This window comes from Paracoccus suum (assembly GCF_003324675.1).
In the GTDB taxonomy this organism is placed as follows: domain Bacteria; phylum Pseudomonadota; class Alphaproteobacteria; order Rhodobacterales; family Rhodobacteraceae; genus Paracoccus; species Paracoccus suum.
The window spans coordinates 119717-141642 of record NZ_CP030918.1 but is presented as its reverse complement, the minus strand read 5'-3'; the positions used below and the strand labels follow the sequence as shown (position 1 = coordinate 141642).

Here is a 21926-nt window from a genome sequence, read left to right as displayed (position 1 = left end):
GCCGGGAGGACTGCCCAAGAAAGGGCTAGCGGTCGGCGCGCTGGCCGACAGCGTGCAGCAGGATATTCAACCCCGCCTGGAAGTCGCCTGGCTCGCAATATTCCATGTTGTTGTGCGTGATTCCGTCCTTGCAGGGCGTAAAGATCATCGCCGTCGGATAGCGGGTGGCAATGTGATAGGCGTCGTGGCCCGCCTGGCTGGCGATGTCGCGCCAGTCATGGCCCTGGCGGATCGCCTCGGCCCGGATAAGGTCGACCAGATCGCGGTCGAAGATGTCGCCCCCGAATGACCACTCGTCCTCGATAGTCATGGTGCAGCCGGCACGGGCAGCGGCCTCTCGCGCGGCACGGCGCATCTTCTCGGCCATGACGCGGGCTGTCACCCGATCCGGGTGACGCACGTCGGCCACGCATTCGGCGGTTTCGGACAGGATGCTGGGCATGTTCGGCCAAGCCGCAAGGCGCGAGCCCGTCGCCTTGCCATCAAGCACTGCGAACTCCCACCCAATGTCGTCCACCGCCGTCAGGAAACGCGCGCCCGCGATCAACGCGTTGTGGCGCATGTCCATCGGCGTCGGCCCGGTATGGGCCGTTTCCCCACCAAAGCGTACGCGGATTCCGTGACTCGGATACCCGGTCGTCACGACCCCGACTTCGCGGCCCTCTGCGTGAAGAATCGGTCCCTGCTCGATATGCAATTCGAAGTAAGCGTCGATCTCGCCGCCGAGAGGAGCATTTCCGGCATAGCCGATCCGCTCCAGTTCATCCCCGAACCTCGCCCCGTCGTCGCCAATAAGGTCGTGGCACCATTCCAGCGGATAGCGCCCGACATAGGCCCCCGAGGCGATCATCGGGGGCGAAAAGCGCGCGCCCTCCTCGTTCGTCCAGTTCGCGACGACGATGGGCCGTCGCGTGATGTGGCCGGAATCGTTCAGCGTGTGGACAACTTCCAGTCCCGCCAGGACACCCGCAATCCCGTCGAAACGACCGCCGTTGATCTGAGTGTCCAGATGCGATCCGATCATGACGGGGGCCAACCCGTCGTCGCGGCCCGCCCGCCGCGCGAAGACCGAGCCCACGCGGTCTACGGTAACAGTCAGCCCCGCCTCCCGGCACCAGTCGACGAACTGATCGCGCATCTCGCGATCGCTGTCGCTCAAAGCCAGGCGCGCAAGCCCTCCCGGCCGTCCTGCGCCGATCTCTGCCGAGCGCTCGATCGTCGTCCAGAAGCGATTGAGGTCTACGCGGGCGTCGGCGGAAGGGATCATCATAACCTCTTGTCTTGATTGGACGCGAAAGACGGCGAGCTTCTTCGACTGAAACAACTTGGCGCGGAAATAGCAAACCGGCGGGGTTATACCTGCGAGGCCATGAGCGACCTAGGGCCGCGGCGCTATCACTTCAGGCGGGTGAGGGATTTTCGGTTGAGCGCGGCTTGCCGAACCCGATCACGTGAGGCTTAGGGCAACGGCCCATATTCCGGTCCCTGCTCAGGCTATTTGCAGGGATTTTGACCTGAGCGCATCCTCGCGTCACCCTGACAGGCGCCCTCGCACGCGAACATTAGCGCCGTCATCGTCGGCCCTCCAGCGACGTCAGACGCTCCCGCAGCGGGAAGGTCGCCTGTGGGCCCACGCCGCCCCGCGCGCCTATCTTGCAAAGTCCGCGCGGATCTTTCCCCTAATGTCCGAGGATCTTTGAAAGGAATTCCTTGGCCCGGTCGCTGCGCGGATCGCCAAAGAACTCCTCCGTTCTGCGGTCCTCGACAATGACCCCCGCATCCATGAACACCACCCGGTTTGCGACTTTGCGGGCGAAGCGGTGGATGGACCGCCGGCCGCTTGGTGGCAAGTTGGTCGGCCCGATTGATACGAGAGAGCCCGGGCTCCCGAACGCGGGGCGGCCTTAAACATTACGCAACCTGACAATGGTTATCTAAAGCCTAAACCCGGCGCTTAGCAAACGCCCGTTTGCGGGTGGAAGTGAAGCAATTTATCGACCACTCGAATCTATCGATGACCCACTAGATTTCGGCCAATCCATGCCCGAAACATTTGACAGGGGAGTTCCTGCCAACTTAATGCAAATAAACAATATAGGTCTATGGTGGAGCCAAGGGGAGTCGAACCCCTGACCTCTTGAATGCCATTCAAGCGCTCTACCAACTGAGCTATGGCCCCACCGGAGGTCCGCATCAGGTCTGTGCCCTGCTGCGTGCGGCGTCGTATATGGGGTGGTCTCGGGGGGCGCAAGCGGTATTTCCGGCCCGCGCCCCCTTTCATGATAGGGCCTTCAACAGGCCTCAGTTTTCGTCTTCGTCCGCGGGCACGTCGGCGATTTCATCGAGCGAAACGTCGCCATCATCGTCGTCTTCCAGCAGGTCGTCGTCCAGGTCCGCCTCGGCCTCGTTGGCGTCCAGTTCGCTGTCCGTCTCGATCACGTCATCGTCATCGCTGGTATCGACCGCAGCCGCCTTTTCGCGGACAATGGCGCGGCCGCGGCCGGCGACCAGGCTTTCCGCAGTAAAGGTCTCGCTGCAGACCGGGCAAGTCATCGGATCGGCCTGCAGATCGTAGAAACGCGAACCGCAATGGGGGCACATCCGTTTGGTGCCCCACTCTTCTTTAGGCATGGGGATCTCCGGGTAGGGTTGGCAAATCGGCGTCCCCCTGCCACAGCCCCTGCGGGGTGTCAAAACCTTTCGGGAAAAAGGGCGGCGCGCCGGGACGCGCTGGGGGTTGATGGGCTCGATCACGCTGGCGACGGGGCAGGAGGTTGTGGTGCGGCGCTCGGCGCGGGCGCGGCGCATGATCCTGCGGGTCAGCCGTCGCGACGGGCAGGCGGTGCTGACATTGCCACCCGGCGCGACCGAGGCGGAGGGCGCCCGGTTCGTGCAATCGCGCGCCGATTGGCTGGGCCGGGCGGTGGCCTCCATGCCCGCGCCGGCAGTGGTGGCCCATGGGGCCAGGCTTCCGGTGGACGGCACGCCGCTGGTGATCACGCCTGCCGCCCTGCGCCTGCCGCGGATCGAGGGCGAGGCGCTGCTGGTGCCCGCAGGGCGAGAGCCCGGGCCGGTACTGGCGGCTTGGCTGCGCGAGCGGGCGCGGACCGTACTGGAGCCGGCCTGCACGGCCCATGCGCGCCGGCTGCCCAGTGGCGTGCGCAAGCTGACTGGCATCAGCCTGCGCGATACCCGCTCGCGCTGGGGCAGTTGCACCGCTCAGGGCAAGCTGATGTTCAACTGGCGGCTGGCGATGGCCCCGCCTGCCGTGCTGGATTATGTCGCCGCGCATGAAGTCGCACATCTGGCGCGGATGGACCACTCGCCAGCTTTCTGGGCGGTGGTCGCGCATCTTTGCCCGGAGCATGAGGGCAGCCGCGCCTGGTTGCGCCGGCATGGGCCAGCCCTGCAGGCATGGCGCTTTCGACGGGATTGACGCCGACCCTTAGCGGTGTGATCACATCCCATGCCCACCAGCCGTCCCATTGAGCCAACCCAGCACGAGCGCCTGTATCGCACCCTGCGCGCCCGCATCATGCTGGGCGAACTCGCCCCCGGCCAAGCCCTGACGCTGCGCGGGATCGCCACGGAATACGGCGTATCTATGACCCCCGCCCGCGAGGCGGTGCGGCGCCTGGTGGCTGAGGGGGCATTGACGCTGTCCTCGTCCGGGCGCGTCGCCACCCCGGCCTTGTCTGACGAGCGGATCGAGGAATTGGCCGCGCTGCGGGCACTGATCGAGCCAGAGCTGGCCAGCCGCGCCCTGCCGCGCGCACATTTCGCGCTGATCGATCGGCTGGCGGCGATCAACACGGCTATCGCCGAGGCTGTCGAGCGTCACGATGCCGTTGCCTATATCCGCACCAATCTGGAGTTTCACCGCACGCTCTACCTGCGTGCCCAGGCCCCGGCGATGCTGGCGGTGCTGGAGACGGTCTGGCTGCAACTGGGGCCGACCATGCGCGCCCTCTACGGCCGGGTGCAGCGCCACGAGCCGCCGCGCCACCACCGCCTGATCCTCGCCGCGCTGCGGGCGGGCGACGAGCCGGGGCTGCGGCTGGCGGTCCGCGCCGACGTGACCCAGGGGCTGCGCCATCTGGCGACGCCGGAGCTCGCGCGCGGCCGGCAGCTTGGCCCTGCGCGTCAGAGGGCGTAGGCGCGTAGAAAGCTCTCGACGGTGTGGTCCAGCATCTTTTCGCGGTCTAGCGGCCAGACGCGAGCACCGTCGAGATGCTCCTGGTGAAGCGCAGCCAGCAGCAGTGGCGAGGCGAGCGCAAGCGCCGCCATCCGCGGCTCCACGTCCCGCATCTCGCCGCGCAGGATATGCGTCGCCAGGCGGTCGCAGAGGGCGCGGATATAGGGGTCGAATACGTCGTTCAGATAGCCCGGCCCGAGGGCGGCGTGGCCCAGTCCCTCGCTGAGCCCGATCCCCAGCGTCCGCGCCGCGCCGAGGTCGGACAGCACCATCCACGCCTCGTGGACAGCATCGCGGATCGACTGGTCGAGGGGGCCGGTGGGCTCGCGCACCCGCTCCAGATGGCGCCGCGCGCGGGCGTGAGTATCCTCGAAGATGGCCAGCACGATGTCCTGGCGGCGGCCGAAATAATGCTTGAGGGTCGAGACACTGCAACCGCAGGCGATCGACAATTCGCGCAGCGTGGGGTTCGAGGCTCCGGGTTGCCGGATGCGATGACGCAGGCATTCCAGCAGTTCGGCCCGTCGTTCGTCGTAGCCGGTGTTCCGGCTGCCCTTGGCACGGACCATCAGCTTGCTCCGTCTGTGCCCGACACCAGAGGTGGTGTCCGAGAGGAAACGCCCGCCAACGGCTGGGGTTTCAACGGGGGCCGCTTTGACGGAGGGGGCACCTTCAAGGGGCCGGCTCGCCGATCCGGATCACCTCCCACTGCAAGGCGTGGCCGGAGGTCTCGCGCACGCGGGCGCGAACCAACTCGCCCAGTGCCTCGAGATCGGCGGCGGAAGCGTCCCCGGTGTTCAGCAGGAAGTTCGGGTGCTTTTCGCTCATCTGCGCGCCTCCGAGGCGGTGGCCGCGCAGGCCTGCGGCGTCGATCAGGGTCCAGGCCTTGAGGTCGTGGCGGTCATCGGCGCGCCCGGTCGACGAAAAGCCGGCCGGGTTGCGAAAGGTCGAACCCGCGCTGCGTTCCTTGACCGGCTGACTGGCGTCGCGGCGGGCCAGTTGCTCGTCCATCCGTTGTGCCAACTGGGCCGGATCAGCCGCGTCGGCGCGCAGGCGCGCGCCGGTGACGATCCAACCGTCGGGCAGGCTGCTGCTGCGATAGGCGAGGGCCAGATCCCCGGCCGGGATGGTGACGGGGCGGCCGTCGCGGGTGACCGCGCGGATGTCGATCAGATGATCGGCGACGTAGCTGCCATAGCAGCCGGCGTTCATCCGCACCGCGCCGCCGATGCTGCCGGGAATGGTGCGCAGGAAGGTCAGATCGCGTCCCGCCTCGGCAGCGCGGCGGGCGACATGGGCGTCCAGCGCCGCTGCACCAGCGGTCACGATGCCGCTTTCCGGGTCAACCTCGATGCCGTTGAAGCCGCGCCCGAGGCGGATGACCACGCCGCGGATGCCGCCGTCGCGAACGATCAGGTTGCTTCCGACGCCGATCGGGAACACGGGCACGTCCGCCGGCAGTTGGGCCAGGAACTGCGTCAGGTCAGCCTCGTCCGCCGGCTGGAACAGCCAGTCCGCCGGGCCGCCGACCCGAAGCCATGTCAGATCGGCCAGCACCCGCCCCGCCGTCAGTGCGCCACGGGGAGGGCAGGGGGTGATCGGGGTGGCAAGGGTCACGGCGTCACCTCCTCGGCGCTGGGCGCCCCTGCCTAGCGCCTCGGCGGCGGGCCGCCAAGTGGATCAGTTGGCCTTGGGCGCAGGACTGCCCGGCCCGCGCGCACTGTCACGAAACCGGCCCGCCTGCGATGCAGACGGGCCGGTCACCAGGCCAGGCAAAAAGCTGTCAGCCGGCCTTGGCGAGGTTGCGCAGCACATATTGCAGCACGCCGCCGTTCTTGAGGTATTCGATCTCGACCTCGGTATCGATCCGCGCCTTCAGCTGGATCGTGCGTTCGCGCCCATCGCCATACAGGATGTGGCACTCGACCATCGCCTGCGGCTTCAGGTCGCCCTCGAGGCCGTCGATGCTGATGACCTCGTCGCCCTTCAGTTCCAGCGACTTGCGGTTGACGCCGTGGGTGAACTCGAACGGGATGACGCCCATGCCAACCAGGTTGCTGCGGTGGATCCGCTCGAAGCTCTCGGCGATCACGGCCTTGACGCCCAGCAGGTTGGTCCCCTTGGCCGCCCAGTCGCGCGAGCTGCCGGCCCCGTATTCGACGCCGCCGATCACCACCAGCGGAATCCCCGCCTCCTGATAGGCCATGGCCGCGTCGTAGATCGCCGCCTCCTTGCCTTCCGGGCACTTGGTGTAACCACCCTCGATTCCGTCCAGCATCTCGTTCTTGATGCGGATGTTGGCGAAGGTGCCGCGCATCATGATCTCGTGGTTGCCGCGGCGCGAGCCGTAGCTGTTGAAATCGGCGGGCGAGACCTGCCGTTCGGTCAGGTAGCGGCCAGCGGGAGTGGTCGGCTTGAAGCTGCCGGCCGGGCTGATGTGGTCGGTGGTGATCATGTCGCCCAGGATCGCGAGGATGCGGGCGTTGTCGATGTCGTGGATGGTGCCCGCATCGCGCGACATGCCGCGGAAATAGGGCGGATTCTGGATGTAAGTCGAGGTCGGCGGCCAGTCATAGGTCTCGCTGTCCGTGGTCTCGACTGCCTGCCAGCGCTCGTCGCCCTTGAAGACGTCAGCGTATTTCTGCTGGAACATCTCGCGCGTGACAACGTCATGGACGAGGTCCGCGACCTCCTGCGAGGTCGGCCACAGATCACGCAGATAGACCGGCTTTCCCTCGCGGTCGGTGCCCAGCGGCTCGCGGGTGATGTCGATGTTCATGTCGCCGGCGATGGCATAGGCGACTACCAGCGGCGGGCTGGCCAGATAGTTGGCGCGCACGTCCGGGCTGATGCGGCCCTCGAAGTTGCGGTTGCCCGACAACACCGACACAGCGACCAGGTCATTATCGCTGATCGACTTGCTGATCTCGGGGTCGAGCGGCCCCGAGTTGCCGATGCAGGTGGTGCAGCCAAAGCCGACGAGGTTGAAGCCGAGGGCGTCCAGATGCTCCTGCAAGCCGGCGGCGCGCAGGTACTGCTCGACCACCTGCGATCCCGGCGCCAGCGAGGTCTTGACCCAGGGCTTGCGGGTCAGGCCGCGCTCGTTCGCTTTCTTGGCGACGAGGCCGGCAGCCATCATCACATAGGGGTTCGAGGTGTTGGTGCAACTGGTAATAGCGGCGATCACGACGCTGCCGTCACCGAGCGTGAAGTCGCGACCCTCGACCGGCGCGCAGGGAATCTCGACCCCGCCGCGATCGCTGCCCGGGATCTCGGAGGACGAGGGTGCGGGCGCGCCGCCCTCCTCGGTCATCTCGAACTTCTGCGCTTTCGGCACCGACGGCGCGGGGCGCAGGCCCTCGATATAGGCCTTGAAGGTCTTCGCGGCGGCGTCGAGCGCGACGTGGTCCTGAGGCCGCTTGGGGCCAGAGATCGCCGGGACCACGCTCCCGAGGTCGAGGTGCAGCGTCGAGGTGAACACCGGCTCGACGGCGCTGTCGCGCCACATGCCATTGGCCCGGGCATAGGCTTCGACAAGCGCGATGCGGTCCTCGTCGCGGCCGGTCTGACGCAGATAGCGCAGGGTTTCGTTGTCGATCGGGAAAAAGCCGCAGGTGGCGCCGTATTCGGGCGCCATGTTGGCGATCGTGGCGCGGTCGGCCAGCGGCATGTTGTCGAGGCCCTCGCCGTAGAACTCGACGAACTTGCCGACCACCTTGTGGTCGCGCAGCATCTTGACGACGATCAGCACCAGGTCGGTCGCGGTGACCCCTTCGCGCAGCGCGCCGGTGATCTTGAAGCCGACAACCTCGGGGATCAGCATCGAGACGGGCTGGCCAAGCATGGCCGCCTCGGCCTCGATCCCGCCGACGCCCCATCCGAGGACAGCAAGGCCGTTGACCATGGTCGTATGGCTGTCGGTGCCGACCAGCGTGTCGGGATAGGCGACGATCGCGCCGGTCTGGTCGGTGTCGGTCCAGACGGTCTGGGCCAGGTATTCCAGGTTCACCTGGTGGCAGATGCCGGTCCCGGGCGGGACAACGCGGAAGTTGTTGAACGCGCCCTGACCCCATTTCAGGAACTGATAACGCTCGATGTTGCGCTGATACTCCCGGTCCACGTTGACTTGGAAGGCGCGCTGGTTGCCAAATTCGTCGACCATGACGCTGTGGTCGATGACCAGATCAACCGGGTTCAGCGGATTGATTTTTTGCGCGTCGCCGCCCAGCGCCTTGATGCCGTCACGCATGGCGGCGAGGTCCACGACCGCTGGCACCCCGGTGAAGTCCTGCATCAGCACGCGGGCGGGGCGATAGGCAATCTCGCGATCGGATTTGCCGCCGTTCTTCGCCCAGGCGGCGAAGGCCTTGATGTCGTCCACCGACACCGTGAAGCCGCCGTCCTCGAACCGCAGCATGTTCTCGAGCACCACCTTCAGCGAGGCGGGCAGGCGCGAAAAGTCGCCGAGGCCGGCCTCGGTCGCGGCGGGGATCGAGTAATAGGTGAACTGTTGGCCGGCGGCGTCGAGGGTGCGGCGCGTGCGGGCGGTATCGGTGCCGGTGACGATGGGCATGGCTGACCTGCTCCTGGCTGGCGAATGGGGCGTTGGATGCGCTGCGTCTGCCCGACGATGGCGAGGCTGGCAACCATTGCGTTTGAATTGTATGCGACGGTATACCGAATGTGGCTGATTTGCAAGCAGGCCCGGCTCGCGTTGGCCTTGACGAAGCGTTGATTGGGCAATGTGAACAGGGATCGGGTATGACCATGCCATGATCGCCCTTGGCCCCTTGTTTCCGATCACCCGCGGCACCCGCCGTCCTGCCGCCAGGGCACTGCTGCTGGCGGCGCTTTTGCTCGGCGGGACTGCGCTGCCGCTGGCGGCGAAGGGGCCCGACGACGCGGGCGGCAGCCACAGCGAGGCTGGCCAAGGCGAGGGCAAGTCCGACGATAGCGGCAAGTCTGGCGAGCATGGCAAGGGCGCCCAGGAGAAAGGCGATAGTAGCGATCAGGGTCAGGACGAGGGCCAAGGCCAGGACGACGCCGACGACAAGGGTAACGGGGCGCAGCAAGGCAAGGGCGACCGAGGCCAGAACTCCGGAAATGGCCAAGGCGCGCAGCAGGATGACAGCCAAAGCCAGGACGAGAGCGACGACACGACGGCAGAGCCCAAGTCCGATGAACCTCAAGCTGACGGCAACGGCGGGCAAGGCAAGGGCACCGGTAATGTAGGTCCCGGCGACGAGCCTCCGGAGGACGACACGCCCGTCATCTCGCCCGACGATTCCGGGATCGGGGATATGGTGTTGGACGGGCCGTCCGAACCTGCCTCGGCCGAATCATCCTGGGGATCGCTGGACAGCCAGTCGATGTCCCTGGCCCCGCCTGCCGCCGACCCGGCCGCGGCCCCGCCTCCCGCCGGCGCCCCCGTGCCAACCGGAAAGCTTATCCCGCCCCTTTCAAATGCCACTGCCCCGGGTGTTGCCCCCAACGCCGCTGCCCCGGCCCAACCGGCCGGCCGAACGAAATCTGTCCCGGCGGTCACCGCCTCGCCGGTCGTGGTCGAACTGTTCACCTCGCAGGGATGCTCCTCCTGTCCGCCGGCGGATGCGCTGCTGGGCGAGTTGACCTCGCGCCCTGACGTGCTCGCCCTGACTTTTCACGTCGATTACTGGGATTATCTCGGCTGGGTTGATGATTTTGCCCGGCCCGAGTTCACCGCCCGGCAGCGCGCCTATGGCCGCCGCACCGGCGAGCGCGCGACCTATACCCCGCAATTCGTGGTTGGCGGTCTCGACACGCCGCTCGACCTCGGGCCGGCCAGCCTCGAGATGCTGGTCGACATGCATGAGGCCGAGGGTAGCCCCGCGCAGGTCGCCGTCGCCGACGAGGGCGAGCGCATCCGGGTCGACCTGACCCCCGGCGCCAAGCTGTCCGGCGCCTTCAGCGTCGATCTGGTGCGGTTCGTCCCTCGCCGCGAGGTGCGCATCGGCGCGGGCGAGAATCGCGGCCGCACGGTGGCTTACCGCAATGTCGTCGTCTCGCTGGACCGCCTGGCGGTCTGGGACGGACGCGGGCCGCTGCGCCTGACCGTGGTGCCGCGCGGCGGTGGCAGAGAGGCGCTTCCCGCCGACACCCGCCACGCCGTCCTGGTCCAGCAGATCGCCGCGCGCCGCAGCCTGGGGCAGATCATCGCCGCCGTGCCGTTCGACTGACCGGCTTGCGCGCCCCGCCGCCAGCGGCCACAGAGCAGGGCCACTACCCGAGAGGACGCCGATGCAACCCCAACCCCGCAAGGTCAGCCCCGTCCTGAAGGCCGCGCTGGAATACGGGCCGCTAATCCTGTTCTTCGTCGTTTACAGCCGGCTAAAGGCCGAAACGGTGATGTTGGGCGGCACCGGCTATTCCGGTCTGATGGTTGCAACGATGATCTTCGTGCCGGTCACAGTGCTGGCCACGCTGATCCTGTGGCGGCTGACTGGCAAGCTGTCGGTAATGCAGATCGCGACCGTGGTCCTGCTGGTGGTGTTCGGCGGCCTCAGCCTCTGGCTGAACGACCCGCGATTCTTCAAGATGAAGCCGACCTTGCTGTACCTTCTGTTTGCGTCCGTGCTGGGCGTCAGCCTGGCACTGCGGCGCAACTGGCTGGCGCGACTGATGGGCGAGGCGATGCCCATGCGCGAGGAGGGCTGGCGCATCCTGACCGGCCGCATGGCGCTGATGTTCGCCGGCCTCGCCGTCCTGAACGAGGTCGTCTGGCGCACGATGTCCGAGGGCACCTGGGTTAACTTCAAGATCTTCGGCATGACCGCGATCCTATTCATCTTCTTCATGGCGCAGGTTGGCCTGCTGCGCCGCTATGCGCTGCATCCGGACAGCCCCCGCGATGGCGAGAACCCCGACGGGCAGGCTTGACGGGCAGGTCCGGTCCGTTTAAGGACGCCAAACAGTTTTTCGGGCGCTGCCTCGCGGCGCCCTTTCATATTGCGGCAGGCTGCCCGTCAGACCCGCGCCGCCTCGAGGACACGAAGGATTACGCCCATGTCGCGCGTCTGCGAACTGACCGGCAAAGGCCCGATGTCGGGCAACAATGTCAGCCACGCCAACAACAAGAGCCGTCGCCGGTTCCTGCCGAATCTCAACGACGTCACGCTGCTGAGCGAATCGACTGGCAAGAGCTACGCGCTGCGCATCTCGGCCGCTGGCCTTCGCTCGGTCGACCACCGCGGCGGCCTTGACGCGTTCCTGGCGAAAGCCAAGGACGACGAGCTGTCGGACCGCGCGCTGAAGATCAAGCGCGAGATCGCCAAGGGCCAGGCCACCGCCTGAACCGTCCCGGATTGCTGTATCAAGGCCTCGCCCCAATGGCGGGGCCTTTTGCGTTCTGACGTTGCCGCCAACGCGACGCATCGCCCCTGTGCAACCATTGCCCTGATCGGGTAGCACTGACCCCGATATGCGCAACGCCGCCAGCCTCGCCCTCTTGATCGTGACCTTGCTGACCGGCATCGCCTTGGGGCATGCGCGGGGGCGGGTGCTGGCGGGTGGCACGGTCATCCTGTGCTCGGGCGAGGCTTTGCGCGTTGCGGTCCTGCCTGGCCCGGACGGGGGGCCGGTCTCAGGACATGCAGAAATCTGTCCCGACATGGCGCTGGGGCTGATGGCCGCGATCGGCGCGCCGCCGGTTCAGTTCGTCGGGCCGACCCCGACTGCACGCCTCCTGGCAGCGCAGCAGGCCGCCCTTCACCTCGTCTTGCCCGCGCCGATGCCGCCGCGGGCCCGCGCCCCGCCTGTAGTGCCCGCCTGACCCGAACCGAAAGCAACGCACACAGGACACACCGACATGAAAACGACTGCACTGACCCTCGCCGCCGCCTGCCTGCCCCTGATCGCCGCCGCGGCCGAGCCCGCGCCGACCGTGGCCGACGCCTATGCGCGCAGCGCCAATGCCCACGCGGGCGCCGCCTTCATGACCATCCACAACCCCGGCGCCGCGGACTGCACCTTGCAGGGCGCGCAAAGCACGGTCGCCGAGCGGACCGAGCTGCACGGCCACAAGGAAGAGGGCGGCGTGATGAAGATGGTCAAGGTCGAGAGCCTGACCGTTCCAGCCGGCGGCGATCTGAAGCTGGAGCGTGGCGGCAATCACGTCATGCTGATGGGCCTCGAAAAGCCGCTGAAGGCGGGCGAGACTGTCGCCCTGACACTCGACTTCGGCCCCTGCGGTCAGGTCCCGGCCGATGTCCCGGTCGACAACGAGCGCGCCTCGGGTGCGCCCATGTCCCATGCCGGTCACGACATGGCGCCGGCCGCGGGCCATCACCATGGCGCCCCCGCCACGGCCGACGCGAAGCCGGCCAACTGACACCGCGCAAAGGCGCGGCCCAGGCAGTGCCCCTCGTCCCCGCGTCTTGTGGCGGCAATCCGCGCTGCCTATAACCACCGCATGCTGATGACGGGCGCGATACATCGAATTATCCGCCCGGCGGCCTGAGCCCTTGCGGGCCGCGCTGCCGGGTCGTTGCCGCTTGCCCAACCCTGAACGCCTGCAAGGATAGCCTCGATGTGCGCCGACACGTCCGCCCCGCCCGCGGTCCAATCTGACAATGCCGATGCCGCCGACTATCGCGACACCGTCTTTCTGCCTGAAACCGAATTTCCCATGCGCGCCGGCCTGCCGCAGCGCGAGCCCGAATGGCTGGCCCGCTGGGCGCGTCTCCGCATCTACGACCAGTTGCGCGCCAATGCGGCGGGGCGCCGGCCGTTCATCCTGCATGACGGCCCGCCCTACGCCAACGGCCACCTGCACATCGGCCACGCGCTGAACAAGGTCCTCAAGGACATCGTAACCCGCAGCCAGCAGATGATGGGCCGCGATGCGCGCTATGTCCCCGGTTGGGACTGCCACGGCCTGCCGATCGAATGGAAGATCGAGGAGCAGTATCGCGCCCGCGGTCAGGACAAGGACGCGGTCGACATGATCGAGTTCCGCCAGGAATGCCGCGCCTTCGCCGCCGGTTGGGTGGACACCCAGCGGGCGGAGTTCGAGCGGCTAGGCGTCATTGGCAACTGGGCCGATCCCTACCTGACCATGAACTTCCACGCCGAGTCAGTCATCGCGGCCGAGTTCATGAAGCTGGTGATGAACGGCAGCCTTTATCAGGGCAGCAAGCCGGTCATGTGGTCGCCCGTCGAGAAGACCGCGCTGGCCGAGGCCGAGGTCGAGTATCACGATCATACCAGTCATCAGGTGTGGGTGAGATTTCCTGTGATTGAGGCTGCTCGAGTTTTGGCTCCATTGGTCTCGCGGAGTTCGCCTGGCGTGCCCATTGTTGATGATCGGATGAACCTGCAGGACGCGCTGGTGCGGAATAACGTGTCGGTGGTGATCTGGACAACTACACCCTGGACTATCCCGCAGAACCGTGCGGTCGCTTACAATCCTGAAATTGATTATGCAGTTTTGCGCGTGAATGCAGTTACTGAAGGGAGCACCGCCAAAGTTGGCGAACAACTTCTCGTTGCGTCCTCTCAGATTGAAGATATTGCTCGAGCAGCCAAAATTGAACGCTATGAGATTGGTGAGGCGTTCAAGGGTGATCTTCTAAGCAATATTTTACTTTCTCATCCCTACCGCGGACTTGATGGAGGTAGCAGGGAGTGGGACTTCCCTGTCCCTCTCCTTCCCGGGGATCATGTCACTGAGGACGCCGGCACGGGCTTTGTCCACACCGCCCCCAGCCACGGCGAGGACGACTATCAGATGGGCCTGCGCCATGGCCTGCCGATGACGCATAACGTCGGGCCCGACGGCAGCTACCGCGGGGACCTGCCGGTCTTTGGCGGTCAAGCCATCCTGACGCCCGAGGGCAAGGAAGGTCCTGCCAACGTCAGCAACATCAAGGCGCTGGCGGGGCAAGGGGCGCTGCTGGCCAAGGGCAAAGTGAAGCACAGTTATCCGCACAGCTGGCGGTCCAAGGCCCCGGTCATCTTTCGAAACACGCCGCAGTGGTTCGCCGCCATCGACAAGCCGCTGGACGATGGCATGGGCGAATATGGCCAAACAATCCGCGCGCGTGCGCTGGCGTCGATCGACGAGCTGGTCAAATGGACCCCCCGCACGGGGCGCAACCGCATCCACAGCATGGTCGAGAATCGGCCCGACTGGGTGCTTTCACGCCAACGGGCCTGGGGCGTGCCGCTGACCTGCTTTACCCGCGCCAACGCACGCCCGGATGCGCCCAACTTCCTACTGCGCGACGAGGCGGTGAACGCCCGCATCCGCGAGGCCTTCGCGATCCACGGCGCCGACGTCTGGTACACCGAGGGTTTCAAGGATCGGATGCTGGAAGGCCTCCATGACCCGGCCGAATGGGACCAGGTCATGGACGTGCTGGACGTGTGGTTCGACAGCGGCTCCACCCACGCTTTCGTGCTGCGCGACCGCGCGGACGGCGCGCCTGACGGGATCGCCGACCTCTATCTCGAGGGCACGGACCAGCATCGCGGCTGGTTCCAATCCTCGTTGCTGCAGGCCTGTGCGACGCAGGGCCGCGCGCCCTATCGCGGGGTGCTGACGCATGGCTTCACGCTGGACGAGAAGGGCATGAAGATGTCCAAATCGCTCGGCAACACCATCGTTCCTGCCAAGGTGATCGAGCAATACGGCGCCGATATCCTGCGCCTCTGGGTCGCGCAGGCCGACTACACCGCTGACCAGCGGATCGGGCCCGAGATCCTCAAGGGCACCGCCGACAGCTATCGCCGCCTGCGCAACACGCTGCGCTTCTTGCTGGGCGCGCTGGCTGACTTCGACGAGGCCGAGCGGGTCGAGCCCGCACAGATGCCCGAGCTTGAGCGTTGGGTCCTGCACCGCCTCGCGCAACTGGATGCCGAGGTCAGCCAGGGCTTCGAAGCCTACGACTTCCAGGGCGTATTCCAGTCGCTGTTCAACTTTGCGACCAGCGATCTGTCGGCCTTCTGGTTCGATATCCGCAAGGATGCGCTCTATTGCGACGCGCCCGGCAGCCTGCGGCGTCGGGCCGTCCGTACCGTCCTCGACGCGGTCTTCCGCCGCCTGACGCTGTGGCTGGCGCCGATCCTGCCCTTCACGGCCGAGGATGTGTGGCTGTCGCGCTGGCCTTCGGACACCGACAGCGTGCATCTGCACGACTTCCCGCCGACGCCGGCTGATTGGCGCAACGATGCCCTCGCCGCCCGCTGGGACATGGTGCGCCGCGCCCGCCGCGTGGTCACCGCCGCGCTGGAGGTCAAACGCAGCGACAAGACCATCGGCGCCAGCCTCGAGGCGGCGCCCGTCGTCCATGTCGAGGATCCGGACATGTTCGCGGTGCTGGAGAACGTCGATTTCGCCGACATGTGCATCACCTCGGACCTGACCCTGACGCCGGCCCCGGCACCGGAGGGCGCATTCCTACTGGCTGACGTCCTGGGCGTAGGGGTGATCTTCGCCCTGGCTGAAGGGCAGAAATGCCAGCGTTGCTGGCAGATCCTGCCCGACGTCGGCAGCCACGCGCACCCTGGTGTCTGCGCCCGCTGCGACGAGGCGCTGACGGCGCTCGGCCGCTGAAGCCGGAGGCGATCCGTGGCGAAATCATGGTGCTCGCCCAAGGGCGGGCACCGCAGACGTTCTGCCCATCGGAGGTTGCGCGCCGCCTCGCAGATGACTGGCGTCCGTTGATGGATGCCGTGCGGTATGAGGCCGGCGCGCTTCAGGATGAGGGTATGATCGAGGCCTCACAGAAGGGCGTTCCGGCCGACCCGCGCACCGCGGTCGGACCGATCCGATTGCGTCTGTCGCGCGACGATTCCGGCGCGCAGTAGAGCCGTCGACCAGACGACCCCGCGGCCGATCTTGCACAACATGAGGGGGAATGGTGGGCGACCCTGGAATCGAACCAGGCGTGGGTCTCCCCGGCGGAGTTACAGTCCGCTGCCGCACCTTGCAGCTCGTCGCCCGTGCCCGCATTGCTGCGGCACAGCGCGGGATTAAGGGCTGGCGTCGGGGGCGTCAAGCGGGCAATCGGGGTGATGACGGTCTGCCGCGCGGTGCGGCGGCGGACGGGTGGGATATCCGGCGGAAGGCAGGGCGGAACTGCGATGAGCGAAGGCAAGAAGGCGAAAAAGCCCACCTGGGTGATCGACAAGGAACGCGCACGCCGCGCCTCGGCGGCCGAGACGATCTGGCTGTTCGGACTGCACGCCGTGCGCGATGCGCTGACGAACCCGGCGCGCGAGAAACTGCGCCTCGTGCTGACCCGAAATGCCGCCGACCGGCTGGGCGAGCTGGCGATGACGCCAGAGATCATCGACCCGAGGGTGTTCGACAAGACCGTGCCGCTGGCGCCCGACAGCGTCCACCAGGGCGCCGCGCTGGAGGTGCGGCCGCTGCGCTGGGGCAGCCTCAGCGAGGTCTGTTTGCGCGAGGGGCCGGCAGGCGCGCGACCGCTGGTTGTCGCCCTCGACCGGGTAACTGACCCGCATAACGTTGGTGCCATCCTGCGCTCGGCCGAGGTGTTCGGCGCGCGGGCCGTCATCGCCCCTGCGCGTCATGCCGCGCCCGAGACTGGGGCATTGGCCAAGACCGCCTCGGGCGCGCTGGAGCGACAGCCCTACCTGCGCGTGCCGAACCTCAACGATGCCCTGCGCGAGATGCAGAACATGGGATTCACTGTGATCGGCCTCGACGGTGCGGCCGAGCCGACGCTGGCCGAGGTGCTGGCCTCGGGGCCCGCCGGCGCTGCGGTTTGCCTGGTCCTTGGCGCCGAGGGACCGGGCTTGCGTGAGGGAACGCGCGCGGTCTGCGATCACCTTGCGCGGATCGATCACCCCGGGGCTTTTGGCTCGCTCAACGTCTCGAATGCGGCTGCGGTGGCGCTCTATGCCGGCAATGCCGGGCGGTAGAATACGTTCACAAGCGCGCAAGGGCGGGCTGTGCGGGATTGCGCAGTTGGGACAAGCAGGCCACATCCGCAGGGTAAGTCGCGAAAAGGCCCCTTATGCTGAAACCTGCCATCCTTGCCACCCTGATTGCGGGGCTGCTTCCCTCGCTGGCGCTTGCGGCCAGTTGGGCGCTTGGCGGCATGGATGCGGTCGCCTATCGCACGCAGAACGCCGCGGTGCCGGGACAGGCCACGATCGCGACCCGTTGGGGCGGCCAGGAATGGCATTTTTCCAGCGAAGATCATCGCGCCCTGTTCGAGGCCAACCCCCGCGCCTATGCACCCGGTTTTGACGGCCATTGCCCGGTGTCGTTGGCCGAGGGGCAGCTGCGCGAGGGGAACCCGCGCTACTTCGCAATCGTTGGGCAGCGACTTTATTTCTTCCGGTCGAACGAGGCACGGGGCCAGTTCGCCGCCGATCCACGTCGCTGGCTGATGGAGGCGAAGGCGGCCTTCGTGAAGCTGGCGCAGTGACCACAAAATGTTTTTTTTCGGCAAGATGGAACTTTACGTAAAGCTGTGGCATTATGGTTTCGGAACACGACCTCGGAACGGTCATGTTCAGATCACTGTCCCTCGTTCCGCTACTTGCGCCCGGTCCATGACCGGGCGCTTTTTCTTTGGGACTTCCCCGGATGGAGGACTGCATGAGCGAGGACCAGATCGGCCGAATCGCCCGTGAGACGCGCACGATTGCCGTCGTAGGCTTGTCGCCCAAGGCTGACCGACCATCGTTCAGCGTGGCGCGGTACCTGCAATCTGCGGGCTTTCGCATCATCCCTGTCAATCCTGGCCATGCCGGCGAGCTGATTCTGGGTGAGGTCTGCCAGCAGGACCTTTCAGCGATTCCCGATTCCGGTACGGTTGACATGGTCGACATCTTTCGCCGGCCGGAGGCCGTGCCGCAGATCGTCGACGAGGCCTTGGCAAGCCTGCCCAGTCTGCGGGTGATCTGGATGCAGATCGGTGTGGCGCATGCCGCGGCGGCGGCCAAGGCGCGAGACGCGGGAATTACCGTGATCGAGAATCGCTGCCCCAAGATCGATTTTCCGCGCTACCTTTGATTCGGATCCGCGCCGGCCGTGGCACGCAATGCCCCAAGGCGTGACACGGATTCCTGAATCGGCGATTAAAGCGCGTCAGACTCCCAGACGGTCGCGCAGGCCGAACCAGGACATGCCCGCAACCAGCAGCGGCCACCGCAACGTGGCGCCGCCAGGGAAGGGGCGCGCGGGAAGGGCGGCCATCGTGTCGAACCCTTCGGACTGGCCCATCACTGCCTGCGCCATCAGCTTCCCCGCTAGGTTCGCCAATGCGACGCCATGCCCGGAAAAGCCGCTTGCCGACAGGCAGTTGGGCGCCGGGCGGGCGAAATAGGGCATGCGCGACATGGTGATCGCCAGCGTTCCGCCCCAGGCATGGGTGATCGCCACGTCGTGCAGTTGCGGATAGATGCGCAACATCGGTGTGCGCACCAACGCCTTGATGTCAGTGGGAAAGCGATAGGTGACTGTCTCGCCGCCGCCGAACAGCAGCCGGTCATCGTCGCTGAGGCGCCAGTAGTTCACCACGAATCGGGTGTCATGCGCCCCGATGCCGCCGCGCAGCACCTCCTGCGCCCGCTCGCCCAGTGGTTCGGTCGCGATGATATAGTTGTTGATCGGCATGACCCGCGCCGCGACCCGTCCGTCGAGGCCGCCCAGATAGCCGTTGCCGGCCAGAATCACCTGATCGCAAAGCACACGCCCTGTCGCGGTCTGGACCACGCTCGGCCGGCTGGCGCTGCCATGGGTGATGTGATGGACCTCGCTGCCCTCGCGCAGATCGGCGCCAGCATCGCGCGCGGCTGCCGCGATGCCCAGCGCCAGGTTCAGCGGATGAAGATGCGCGCCGCCATGGTCGAGGTCGCCGCCGGCATAAATCTCTGCCGGCACATGGGCGCGGAGGCCCTCGCGGTCCAGCGGCTCGATCTGGTCATAGCCATAATCGCGGTCCAGCCGTTCGGCATTGGCCGCGGCATGGGCCACCTCAGCCGGGGTGCGGGCGCAATGGGCAATGCCGCGACGGACGGACACACCAGCGTCGCGCGCGAGGGCGAGGGTCAGCGCCTTGGCCTCTTCGGCCATGTCCCATAGGGCGTGGGCGCGTGTCTTGCCGGCCAGCTTTTCCAGTTCATCAACCTCGAGCCGCTGGCCGCTGCCGAGCTGCCCGCCATTGCGGCCCGAGGCGCCAAAGCCGACCCGGTGTGCCTCTAGGAGGGTCACATGGCGGCCTGCCCGCGCCAGATGCAGCGCAGCAGAGAGCCCGGTGTAGCCGCCGCCGATGACGCAAACATCGGCCCGAACCTCGCCGCGCAATGGGGGGAACGGGTCAAGCGGGCGGCGGGTCGCCGCATACCAGCTGTCCGGATACTGGCCCTGACGATCGTTGGCGTGCAGCAGATTCATACGTTCAGCAGCAGGTGCTCGCGCTCCCACGGGCTGATGACCTGCAGGAACTCCTTGTATTCGTTGCGCTTCACCGAATCGTAGACATCGACAAAGCCGCTGCCCAGCACCTCGCGCATGGGCTGGCTGTCGACCATGGTGTCGAGGGCATCGCCCAGGTTCGTGGGCAACTCGTCCTCGGAGATGTAGGCGTCGCCAAGGCATTCGGCACGCGGCATTTTGCCTTCGGTCAGGCCGAGATAACCGCAGGCGAGGCTGGCGGCAAAGCCGAGGTAGGGGTTGCAGTCCATCCCCACGAGGCGGTTTTCGATACGCCGCGCCTCGGGCCCGCTGATCGGCACGCGCAGTCCTGTGGTGCGGTTGTCGCGGCCCCATTCCAAGTTGATGGGCGCTGCAAAATCAGGGACATAGCGGCGATAGCTGTTGACATAGGGTGCCAGCAGCGCGACCGCCGCGGGCAGGTGCGTCTGCATCCCGGCGATGAAATGCAGGAACTCTGGCGTCTCGGCCCCTTGGGGATCGCTGAAGATGTTGGCCCCGCTCGCCCGGTCGATCACCGAGTGGTGGATGTGCATCGCGCTGCCCGGCTCACCCTCGATCGGCTTGGCCATGAAGGTGGCAAAGCAGTCGTGGCGCAGCGCCGCCTCGCGGATCATACGCTTGAAGAAGAAGATCTGGTCGGCCAGGTGGACCGGATCGCCATGGGCCAGGTTGATCTCGACCTGTCCGGCGCCGCCCTCCTGCAGGATGCCGTCGATCTCGAACCCCTGCGCTTCGGCGAAATCGTAGATGTCGTCGATCACCCGGCCGTACTCGTCGACCGCGCTGACCGAATAGGCCTGCTTGGCGGCGGCGCGGCGGCCGCTGCGGCCCATCGGCGGCTGGATCGGCTGGTTCGGGTCGATGTTGCGGGCGACCAGAAAGAACTCCATCTCCGGCGCGACGATCGGCTGCCAGCCGCGCGCCTCATAAAGGCCGACGATGCGGCGCAGCACGTTGCGGGGCGCAGCGGGCACCGGCTCGCCCTGCTGGTCGAAGACATCATGGATCACCTGCAGGGTGACGTCATTGGTCCAGGGCGAGGCACTGGTGGTCGAGAAATCCGGCACGCAGACCATGTCCGGTTCGGTAAAGGCGCCCTGGGGGTTGTCGGCCCATTCCCCGGTGATGGTCTGCAGGAAGATGCTGTTGGGCAGGTAAAAGCTTTCCTGCCGGGCGAACTTGCTGGCAGGCATGGCCTTGCCGCGGGCGACGCCGGCGATGTCGGGGACGATGCACTCGACCTCATCGAGACGGCGGCCCTCGACATACTCGCGGGCAGCGGCGGGGGATTGTTTCAGCCAGTCAGCCATCACACGGCCCTCCGGTCGTGGTGGGGGCAGTTCGGGGCGATGCGGGCGGTCATGGGGGTCGCTTTCCGGGCGCGCGGCCCTTCGGTTCAGCGTTCGGTTTCAGGAATGGCGCGGGACTGCGCGCGCCTTTGGCTTCAGGGCCGGATCGGGGCCGGCACCGTGTCCGGGCCGGCCGCTTCCGAGCGGTTCCGGCCGGCCTTCCATTTGCCGGCGGCGGACAGGATAGACATCAGGCGGCTCCCCGCGTGGCATGCTCCGTAGCCTTGTTGCCAAGGGCAGTGCGGGGCTGGCGCAGGAAGGCCTCGATCCGGTCAGCGATCAGCGCCTGGTCCTTGGCCGGGCCCAGCCGGTCACGGGCGGTGTCGAGCAGCGGCTCGGGCACAACGCCGGGGGCGCGGTGGGTCATCAGCGCCTCGATGAACCCCTCGCCGAACTCGGGGTGGGCCTGGACCGTAAAGGCGCGATCGCCATAGACCAGGGCCGCGTTTTCGCAAAATGCGTTGCTGGCGGCGATCTCTGCCCCCGGCGGCCGGGTCGTGACCTGGTCCTGATGCCAGGCGTTCAGCGTGACTGGCTGGCCCTCGAACTGGTAGTCCTGCGCCCCCACGGCCCAGCCGCCGGCAAATTTCTCGACCTTGCCGCCCAGCGCATGGGCGATGATCTGGTGGCCAAAGCAGATGCCCACCATCGGCACGGCCGCCTCATAGGCGCGGCGGATGAAATCCTCGAGCGGGGGGATGAAGGCGTGATCTTCGTAGACGCCATGGCGCGAGCCGGTGATCAGCCAGGCCTCCGCGGCATGGACCGAGGCCGGAAACTCCATCGCCTCGACGTGGTAGCTGTCGAAGGTGAAGCCGCGGCCGGCCAGCATCACCTCGAACATGTTGTCGTAGTCGCCGAACTCGGCCCGCGTCATGTCGGGCGATTGGCCGGCCTTCAGGATTCCGATACGCATCAGGCACCTCGGGTT

The 21926-nt window shown here is 66.8% G+C and carries 20 protein-coding genes, 2 tRNA genes and 1 pseudogene; 12 read left to right on the top strand and 11 right to left on the bottom strand.

What is annotated here, in order from left to right; translation table 11 throughout:
• Nucleotides 1–25 precede the first annotated feature (25 nt).
• The 4 genes and pseudogenes from DRW48_RS00635 to DRW48_RS00620 form a co-directional block, all read right to left on the bottom strand.
• Complete coding sequence (locus tag DRW48_RS00635; RefSeq protein WP_114077253.1) at nucleotides 26–1267, bottom strand: Zn-dependent hydrolase; 1242 nt, start codon at nucleotides 1265–1267, stop codon at nucleotides 26–28.
• A gap of 412 nt (nucleotides 1268–1679) precedes the next feature.
• Nucleotides 1680–1817 (bottom strand): annotated as a pseudogene (locus tag DRW48_RS00630) (amino acid ABC transporter ATP-binding protein); the annotation flags it as partial.
• A gap of 286 nt (nucleotides 1818–2103) precedes the next feature.
• Nucleotides 2104–2179 (bottom strand) — tRNA-Ala (locus DRW48_RS00625).
• 122 nt (nucleotides 2180–2301) lie between these two features.
• Complete coding sequence (locus DRW48_RS00620; protein WP_114074725.1) at nucleotides 2302–2631, bottom strand: TIGR02300 family protein; 330 nt, start codon at nucleotides 2629–2631, stop codon at nucleotides 2302–2304.
• A 109-nt stretch (nucleotides 2632–2740) separates the two neighbouring features.
• Here DRW48_RS00620 and DRW48_RS00615 point away from each other — a divergent pair, with 109 nt between their 5' ends.
• Entirely contained in the window at nucleotides 2741–3436 is a 696-nt protein-coding gene (locus DRW48_RS00615; RefSeq protein WP_114074724.1) for a M48 family metallopeptidase, read from the top strand.
• A gap of 30 nt (nucleotides 3437–3466) precedes the next feature.
• Nucleotides 3467–4156 carry a GntR family transcriptional regulator gene (locus DRW48_RS00610; protein ID WP_114074723.1) on the top strand — a complete coding sequence of 230 codons (690 nt, stop codon included), beginning with the start codon at nucleotides 3467–3469 and terminating at the stop codon, nucleotides 4154–4156.
• Here the strand turns inward: DRW48_RS00610 and DRW48_RS00605 are convergent.
• From DRW48_RS00605 to acnA, 3 genes are all read right to left on the bottom strand, one after another.
• Nucleotides 4144–4764, bottom strand: a complete 621-nt coding sequence (locus tag DRW48_RS00605) for a TetR/AcrR family transcriptional regulator (RefSeq protein WP_114074722.1) — start codon at nucleotides 4762–4764, stop codon at nucleotides 4144–4146. The two genes, DRW48_RS00610 and DRW48_RS00605, sit on opposite strands and share 13 nt — an antisense overlap.
• A 103-nt stretch (nucleotides 4765–4867) precedes the next feature.
• A complete protein-coding gene (murB, locus tag DRW48_RS00600) occupies nucleotides 4868–5812 on the bottom strand; it encodes a UDP-N-acetylmuramate dehydrogenase (protein WP_422385740.1) in 945 nt (314 codons plus the stop codon).
• Between the two features lie 166 nt (nucleotides 5813–5978).
• Nucleotides 5979–8768, bottom strand: coding sequence for an aconitate hydratase AcnA (gene acnA / locus DRW48_RS00595; RefSeq protein WP_114074721.1), 2790 nt, complete (start codon nucleotides 8766–8768; stop codon nucleotides 5979–5981).
• Nucleotides 8769–8967: 199 nt separating this feature from the next.
• On the opposite strand from acnA, the gene DRW48_RS00590 reads away from it, so the two are divergent.
• The 7 genes from DRW48_RS00590 to DRW48_RS16505 all read left to right on the top strand — a co-directional run bounded on the left by DRW48_RS00590 (nucleotide 8968) and on the right by DRW48_RS16505 (nucleotide 16039).
• Entirely contained in the window at nucleotides 8968–10410 is a 1443-nt protein-coding gene (locus tag DRW48_RS00590) for a DUF1223 domain-containing protein (RefSeq protein ID WP_114074720.1), read from the top strand.
• 61 nt (nucleotides 10411–10471) lie between these two features.
• Entirely contained in the window at nucleotides 10472–11110 is a 639-nt protein-coding gene (locus tag DRW48_RS00585) for an inner membrane-spanning protein YciB (protein ID WP_114074719.1), read from the top strand.
• Between the two features lie 126 nt (nucleotides 11111–11236).
• Nucleotides 11237–11524 carry a 50S ribosomal protein L28 gene (gene rpmB, locus DRW48_RS00580; RefSeq protein WP_114074718.1) on the top strand — a complete coding sequence of 96 codons (288 nt, stop codon included), beginning with the start codon at nucleotides 11237–11239 and terminating at the stop codon, nucleotides 11522–11524.
• A 127-nt stretch (nucleotides 11525–11651) separates the two neighbouring features.
• Nucleotides 11652–12002 carry a hypothetical protein gene (locus DRW48_RS00575; protein WP_114074717.1) on the top strand — a complete coding sequence of 117 codons (351 nt, stop codon included), beginning with the start codon at nucleotides 11652–11654 and terminating at the stop codon, nucleotides 12000–12002.
• A 36-nt stretch (nucleotides 12003–12038) separates the two neighbouring features.
• A complete protein-coding gene (locus DRW48_RS00570; RefSeq protein WP_114074716.1) occupies nucleotides 12039–12560 on the top strand; it encodes a copper chaperone PCu(A)C in 522 nt (173 codons plus the stop codon).
• Between the two features lie 198 nt (nucleotides 12561–12758).
• Entirely contained in the window at nucleotides 12759–15785 is a 3027-nt protein-coding gene (ileS, locus tag DRW48_RS00565; RefSeq protein WP_114074715.1) for an isoleucine--tRNA ligase, read from the top strand.
• On the top strand, nucleotides 15686–16039 hold the full coding sequence (locus DRW48_RS16505; RefSeq protein WP_114074714.1) for a DUF3253 domain-containing protein: 354 nt from the start codon (nucleotides 15686–15688) through the stop codon (nucleotides 16037–16039). The genes ileS and DRW48_RS16505 overlap by 100 nt, the downstream gene beginning before the upstream one ends.
• A 51-nt stretch (nucleotides 16040–16090) precedes the next feature.
• Here DRW48_RS16505 and DRW48_RS15820 read toward each other — a convergent pair.
• Nucleotides 16091–16174 (bottom strand) — tRNA-Tyr (locus tag DRW48_RS15820).
• 141 nt (nucleotides 16175–16315) lie between these two features.
• Between DRW48_RS15820 and DRW48_RS00555 the strand changes: the two genes are divergently transcribed.
• From DRW48_RS00555 to DRW48_RS00545, 3 genes are all read left to right on the top strand, one after another.
• The gene (locus DRW48_RS00555) at nucleotides 16316–17119 is read left to right on the top strand and encodes a TrmH family RNA methyltransferase (RefSeq protein WP_114074713.1); all 804 of its coding nucleotides are present in this window, start codon (nucleotides 16316–16318) and stop codon (nucleotides 17117–17119) included.
• Nucleotides 17120–17214: 95 nt separating this feature from the next.
• On the top strand, nucleotides 17215–17631 hold the full coding sequence (locus DRW48_RS00550) for a YHS domain-containing (seleno)protein (RefSeq protein WP_114074712.1): 417 nt from the start codon (nucleotides 17215–17217) through the stop codon (nucleotides 17629–17631).
• Nucleotides 17632–17804: 173 nt separating this feature from the next.
• A complete protein-coding gene (locus DRW48_RS00545; protein WP_241963314.1) occupies nucleotides 17805–18221 on the top strand; it encodes a CoA-binding protein in 417 nt (138 codons plus the stop codon).
• A 75-nt stretch (nucleotides 18222–18296) separates the two neighbouring features.
• On the opposite strand, the gene DRW48_RS00540 is transcribed toward DRW48_RS00545, so the two are convergent.
• The 3 genes from DRW48_RS00540 to DRW48_RS00530 all read right to left on the bottom strand — a co-directional run bounded on the left by DRW48_RS00540 (nucleotide 18297) and on the right by DRW48_RS00530 (nucleotide 21911).
• A complete protein-coding gene (locus DRW48_RS00540; RefSeq protein ID WP_114074710.1) occupies nucleotides 18297–19604 on the bottom strand; it encodes an NAD(P)/FAD-dependent oxidoreductase in 1308 nt (435 codons plus the stop codon).
• Complete coding sequence (locus DRW48_RS00535) at nucleotides 19601–20956, bottom strand: glutamine synthetase family protein (protein WP_114074709.1); 1356 nt, start codon at nucleotides 20954–20956, stop codon at nucleotides 19601–19603. The genes DRW48_RS00540 and DRW48_RS00535 overlap by 4 nt, the downstream gene beginning before the upstream one ends.
• Before the next feature lie 229 nt (nucleotides 20957–21185).
• Entirely contained in the window at nucleotides 21186–21911 is a 726-nt protein-coding gene (locus DRW48_RS00530; protein WP_114074708.1) for a type 1 glutamine amidotransferase, read from the bottom strand.
• Nucleotides 21912–21926: the final 15 nt, after the last annotated feature.

What these genes read in the sequence shown, in the direction of transcription:
- DRW48_RS00635 (WP_114077253.1), bottom strand. Translation starts at nt 1,267, where the DNA reads ATGATCCCTTCCGCCGACGCCCGCGTAGACCTCAATCGCTTCTGGACG.
- DRW48_RS00620 (WP_114074725.1), bottom strand. Translation starts at nt 2,631, where the DNA reads ATGCCTAAAGAAGAGTGGGGCACCAAACGGATGTGCCCCCATTGCGGT.
- DRW48_RS00615 (WP_114074724.1), top strand. Translation starts at nt 2,741, where the DNA reads ATGGGCTCGATCACGCTGGCGACGGGGCAGGAGGTTGTGGTGCGGCGC.
- DRW48_RS00610 (WP_114074723.1), top strand. Translation starts at nt 3,467, where the DNA reads ATGCCCACCAGCCGTCCCATTGAGCCAACCCAGCACGAGCGCCTGTAT.
- DRW48_RS00605 (WP_114074722.1), bottom strand. Translation starts at nt 4,764, where the DNA reads ATGGTCCGTGCCAAGGGCAGCCGGAACACCGGCTACGACGAACGACGG.
- acnA (WP_114074721.1), bottom strand. Translation starts at nt 8,768, where the DNA reads ATGCCCATCGTCACCGGCACCGATACCGCCCGCACGCGCCGCACCCTC.
- DRW48_RS00590 (WP_114074720.1), top strand. Translation starts at nt 8,968, where the DNA reads ATGATCGCCCTTGGCCCCTTGTTTCCGATCACCCGCGGCACCCGCCGT.
- DRW48_RS00585 (WP_114074719.1), top strand. Translation starts at nt 10,472, where the DNA reads ATGCAACCCCAACCCCGCAAGGTCAGCCCCGTCCTGAAGGCCGCGCTG.
- rpmB (WP_114074718.1), top strand. Translation starts at nt 11,237, where the DNA reads ATGTCGCGCGTCTGCGAACTGACCGGCAAAGGCCCGATGTCGGGCAAC.
- DRW48_RS00575 (WP_114074717.1), top strand. Translation starts at nt 11,652, where the DNA reads ATGCGCAACGCCGCCAGCCTCGCCCTCTTGATCGTGACCTTGCTGACC.
- DRW48_RS00570 (WP_114074716.1), top strand. Translation starts at nt 12,039, where the DNA reads ATGAAAACGACTGCACTGACCCTCGCCGCCGCCTGCCTGCCCCTGATC.
- ileS (WP_114074715.1), top strand. Translation starts at nt 12,759, where the DNA reads ATGTGCGCCGACACGTCCGCCCCGCCCGCGGTCCAATCTGACAATGCC.
- DRW48_RS16505 (WP_114074714.1), top strand. Translation starts at nt 15,686, where the DNA reads ATGCCAGCGTTGCTGGCAGATCCTGCCCGACGTCGGCAGCCACGCGCA.
- DRW48_RS00555 (WP_114074713.1), top strand. Translation starts at nt 16,316, where the DNA reads ATGAGCGAAGGCAAGAAGGCGAAAAAGCCCACCTGGGTGATCGACAAG.
- DRW48_RS00550 (WP_114074712.1), top strand. Translation starts at nt 17,215, where the DNA reads ATGCTGAAACCTGCCATCCTTGCCACCCTGATTGCGGGGCTGCTTCCC.
- DRW48_RS00545 (WP_241963314.1), top strand. Translation starts at nt 17,805, where the DNA reads ATGAGCGAGGACCAGATCGGCCGAATCGCCCGTGAGACGCGCACGATT.
- DRW48_RS00540 (WP_114074710.1), bottom strand. Translation starts at nt 19,604, where the DNA reads ATGAATCTGCTGCACGCCAACGATCGTCAGGGCCAGTATCCGGACAGC.
- DRW48_RS00535 (WP_114074709.1), bottom strand. Translation starts at nt 20,956, where the DNA reads ATGGCTGACTGGCTGAAACAATCCCCCGCCGCTGCCCGCGAGTATGTC.
- DRW48_RS00530 (WP_114074708.1), bottom strand. Translation starts at nt 21,911, where the DNA reads ATGCGTATCGGAATCCTGAAGGCCGGCCAATCGCCCGACATGACGCGG.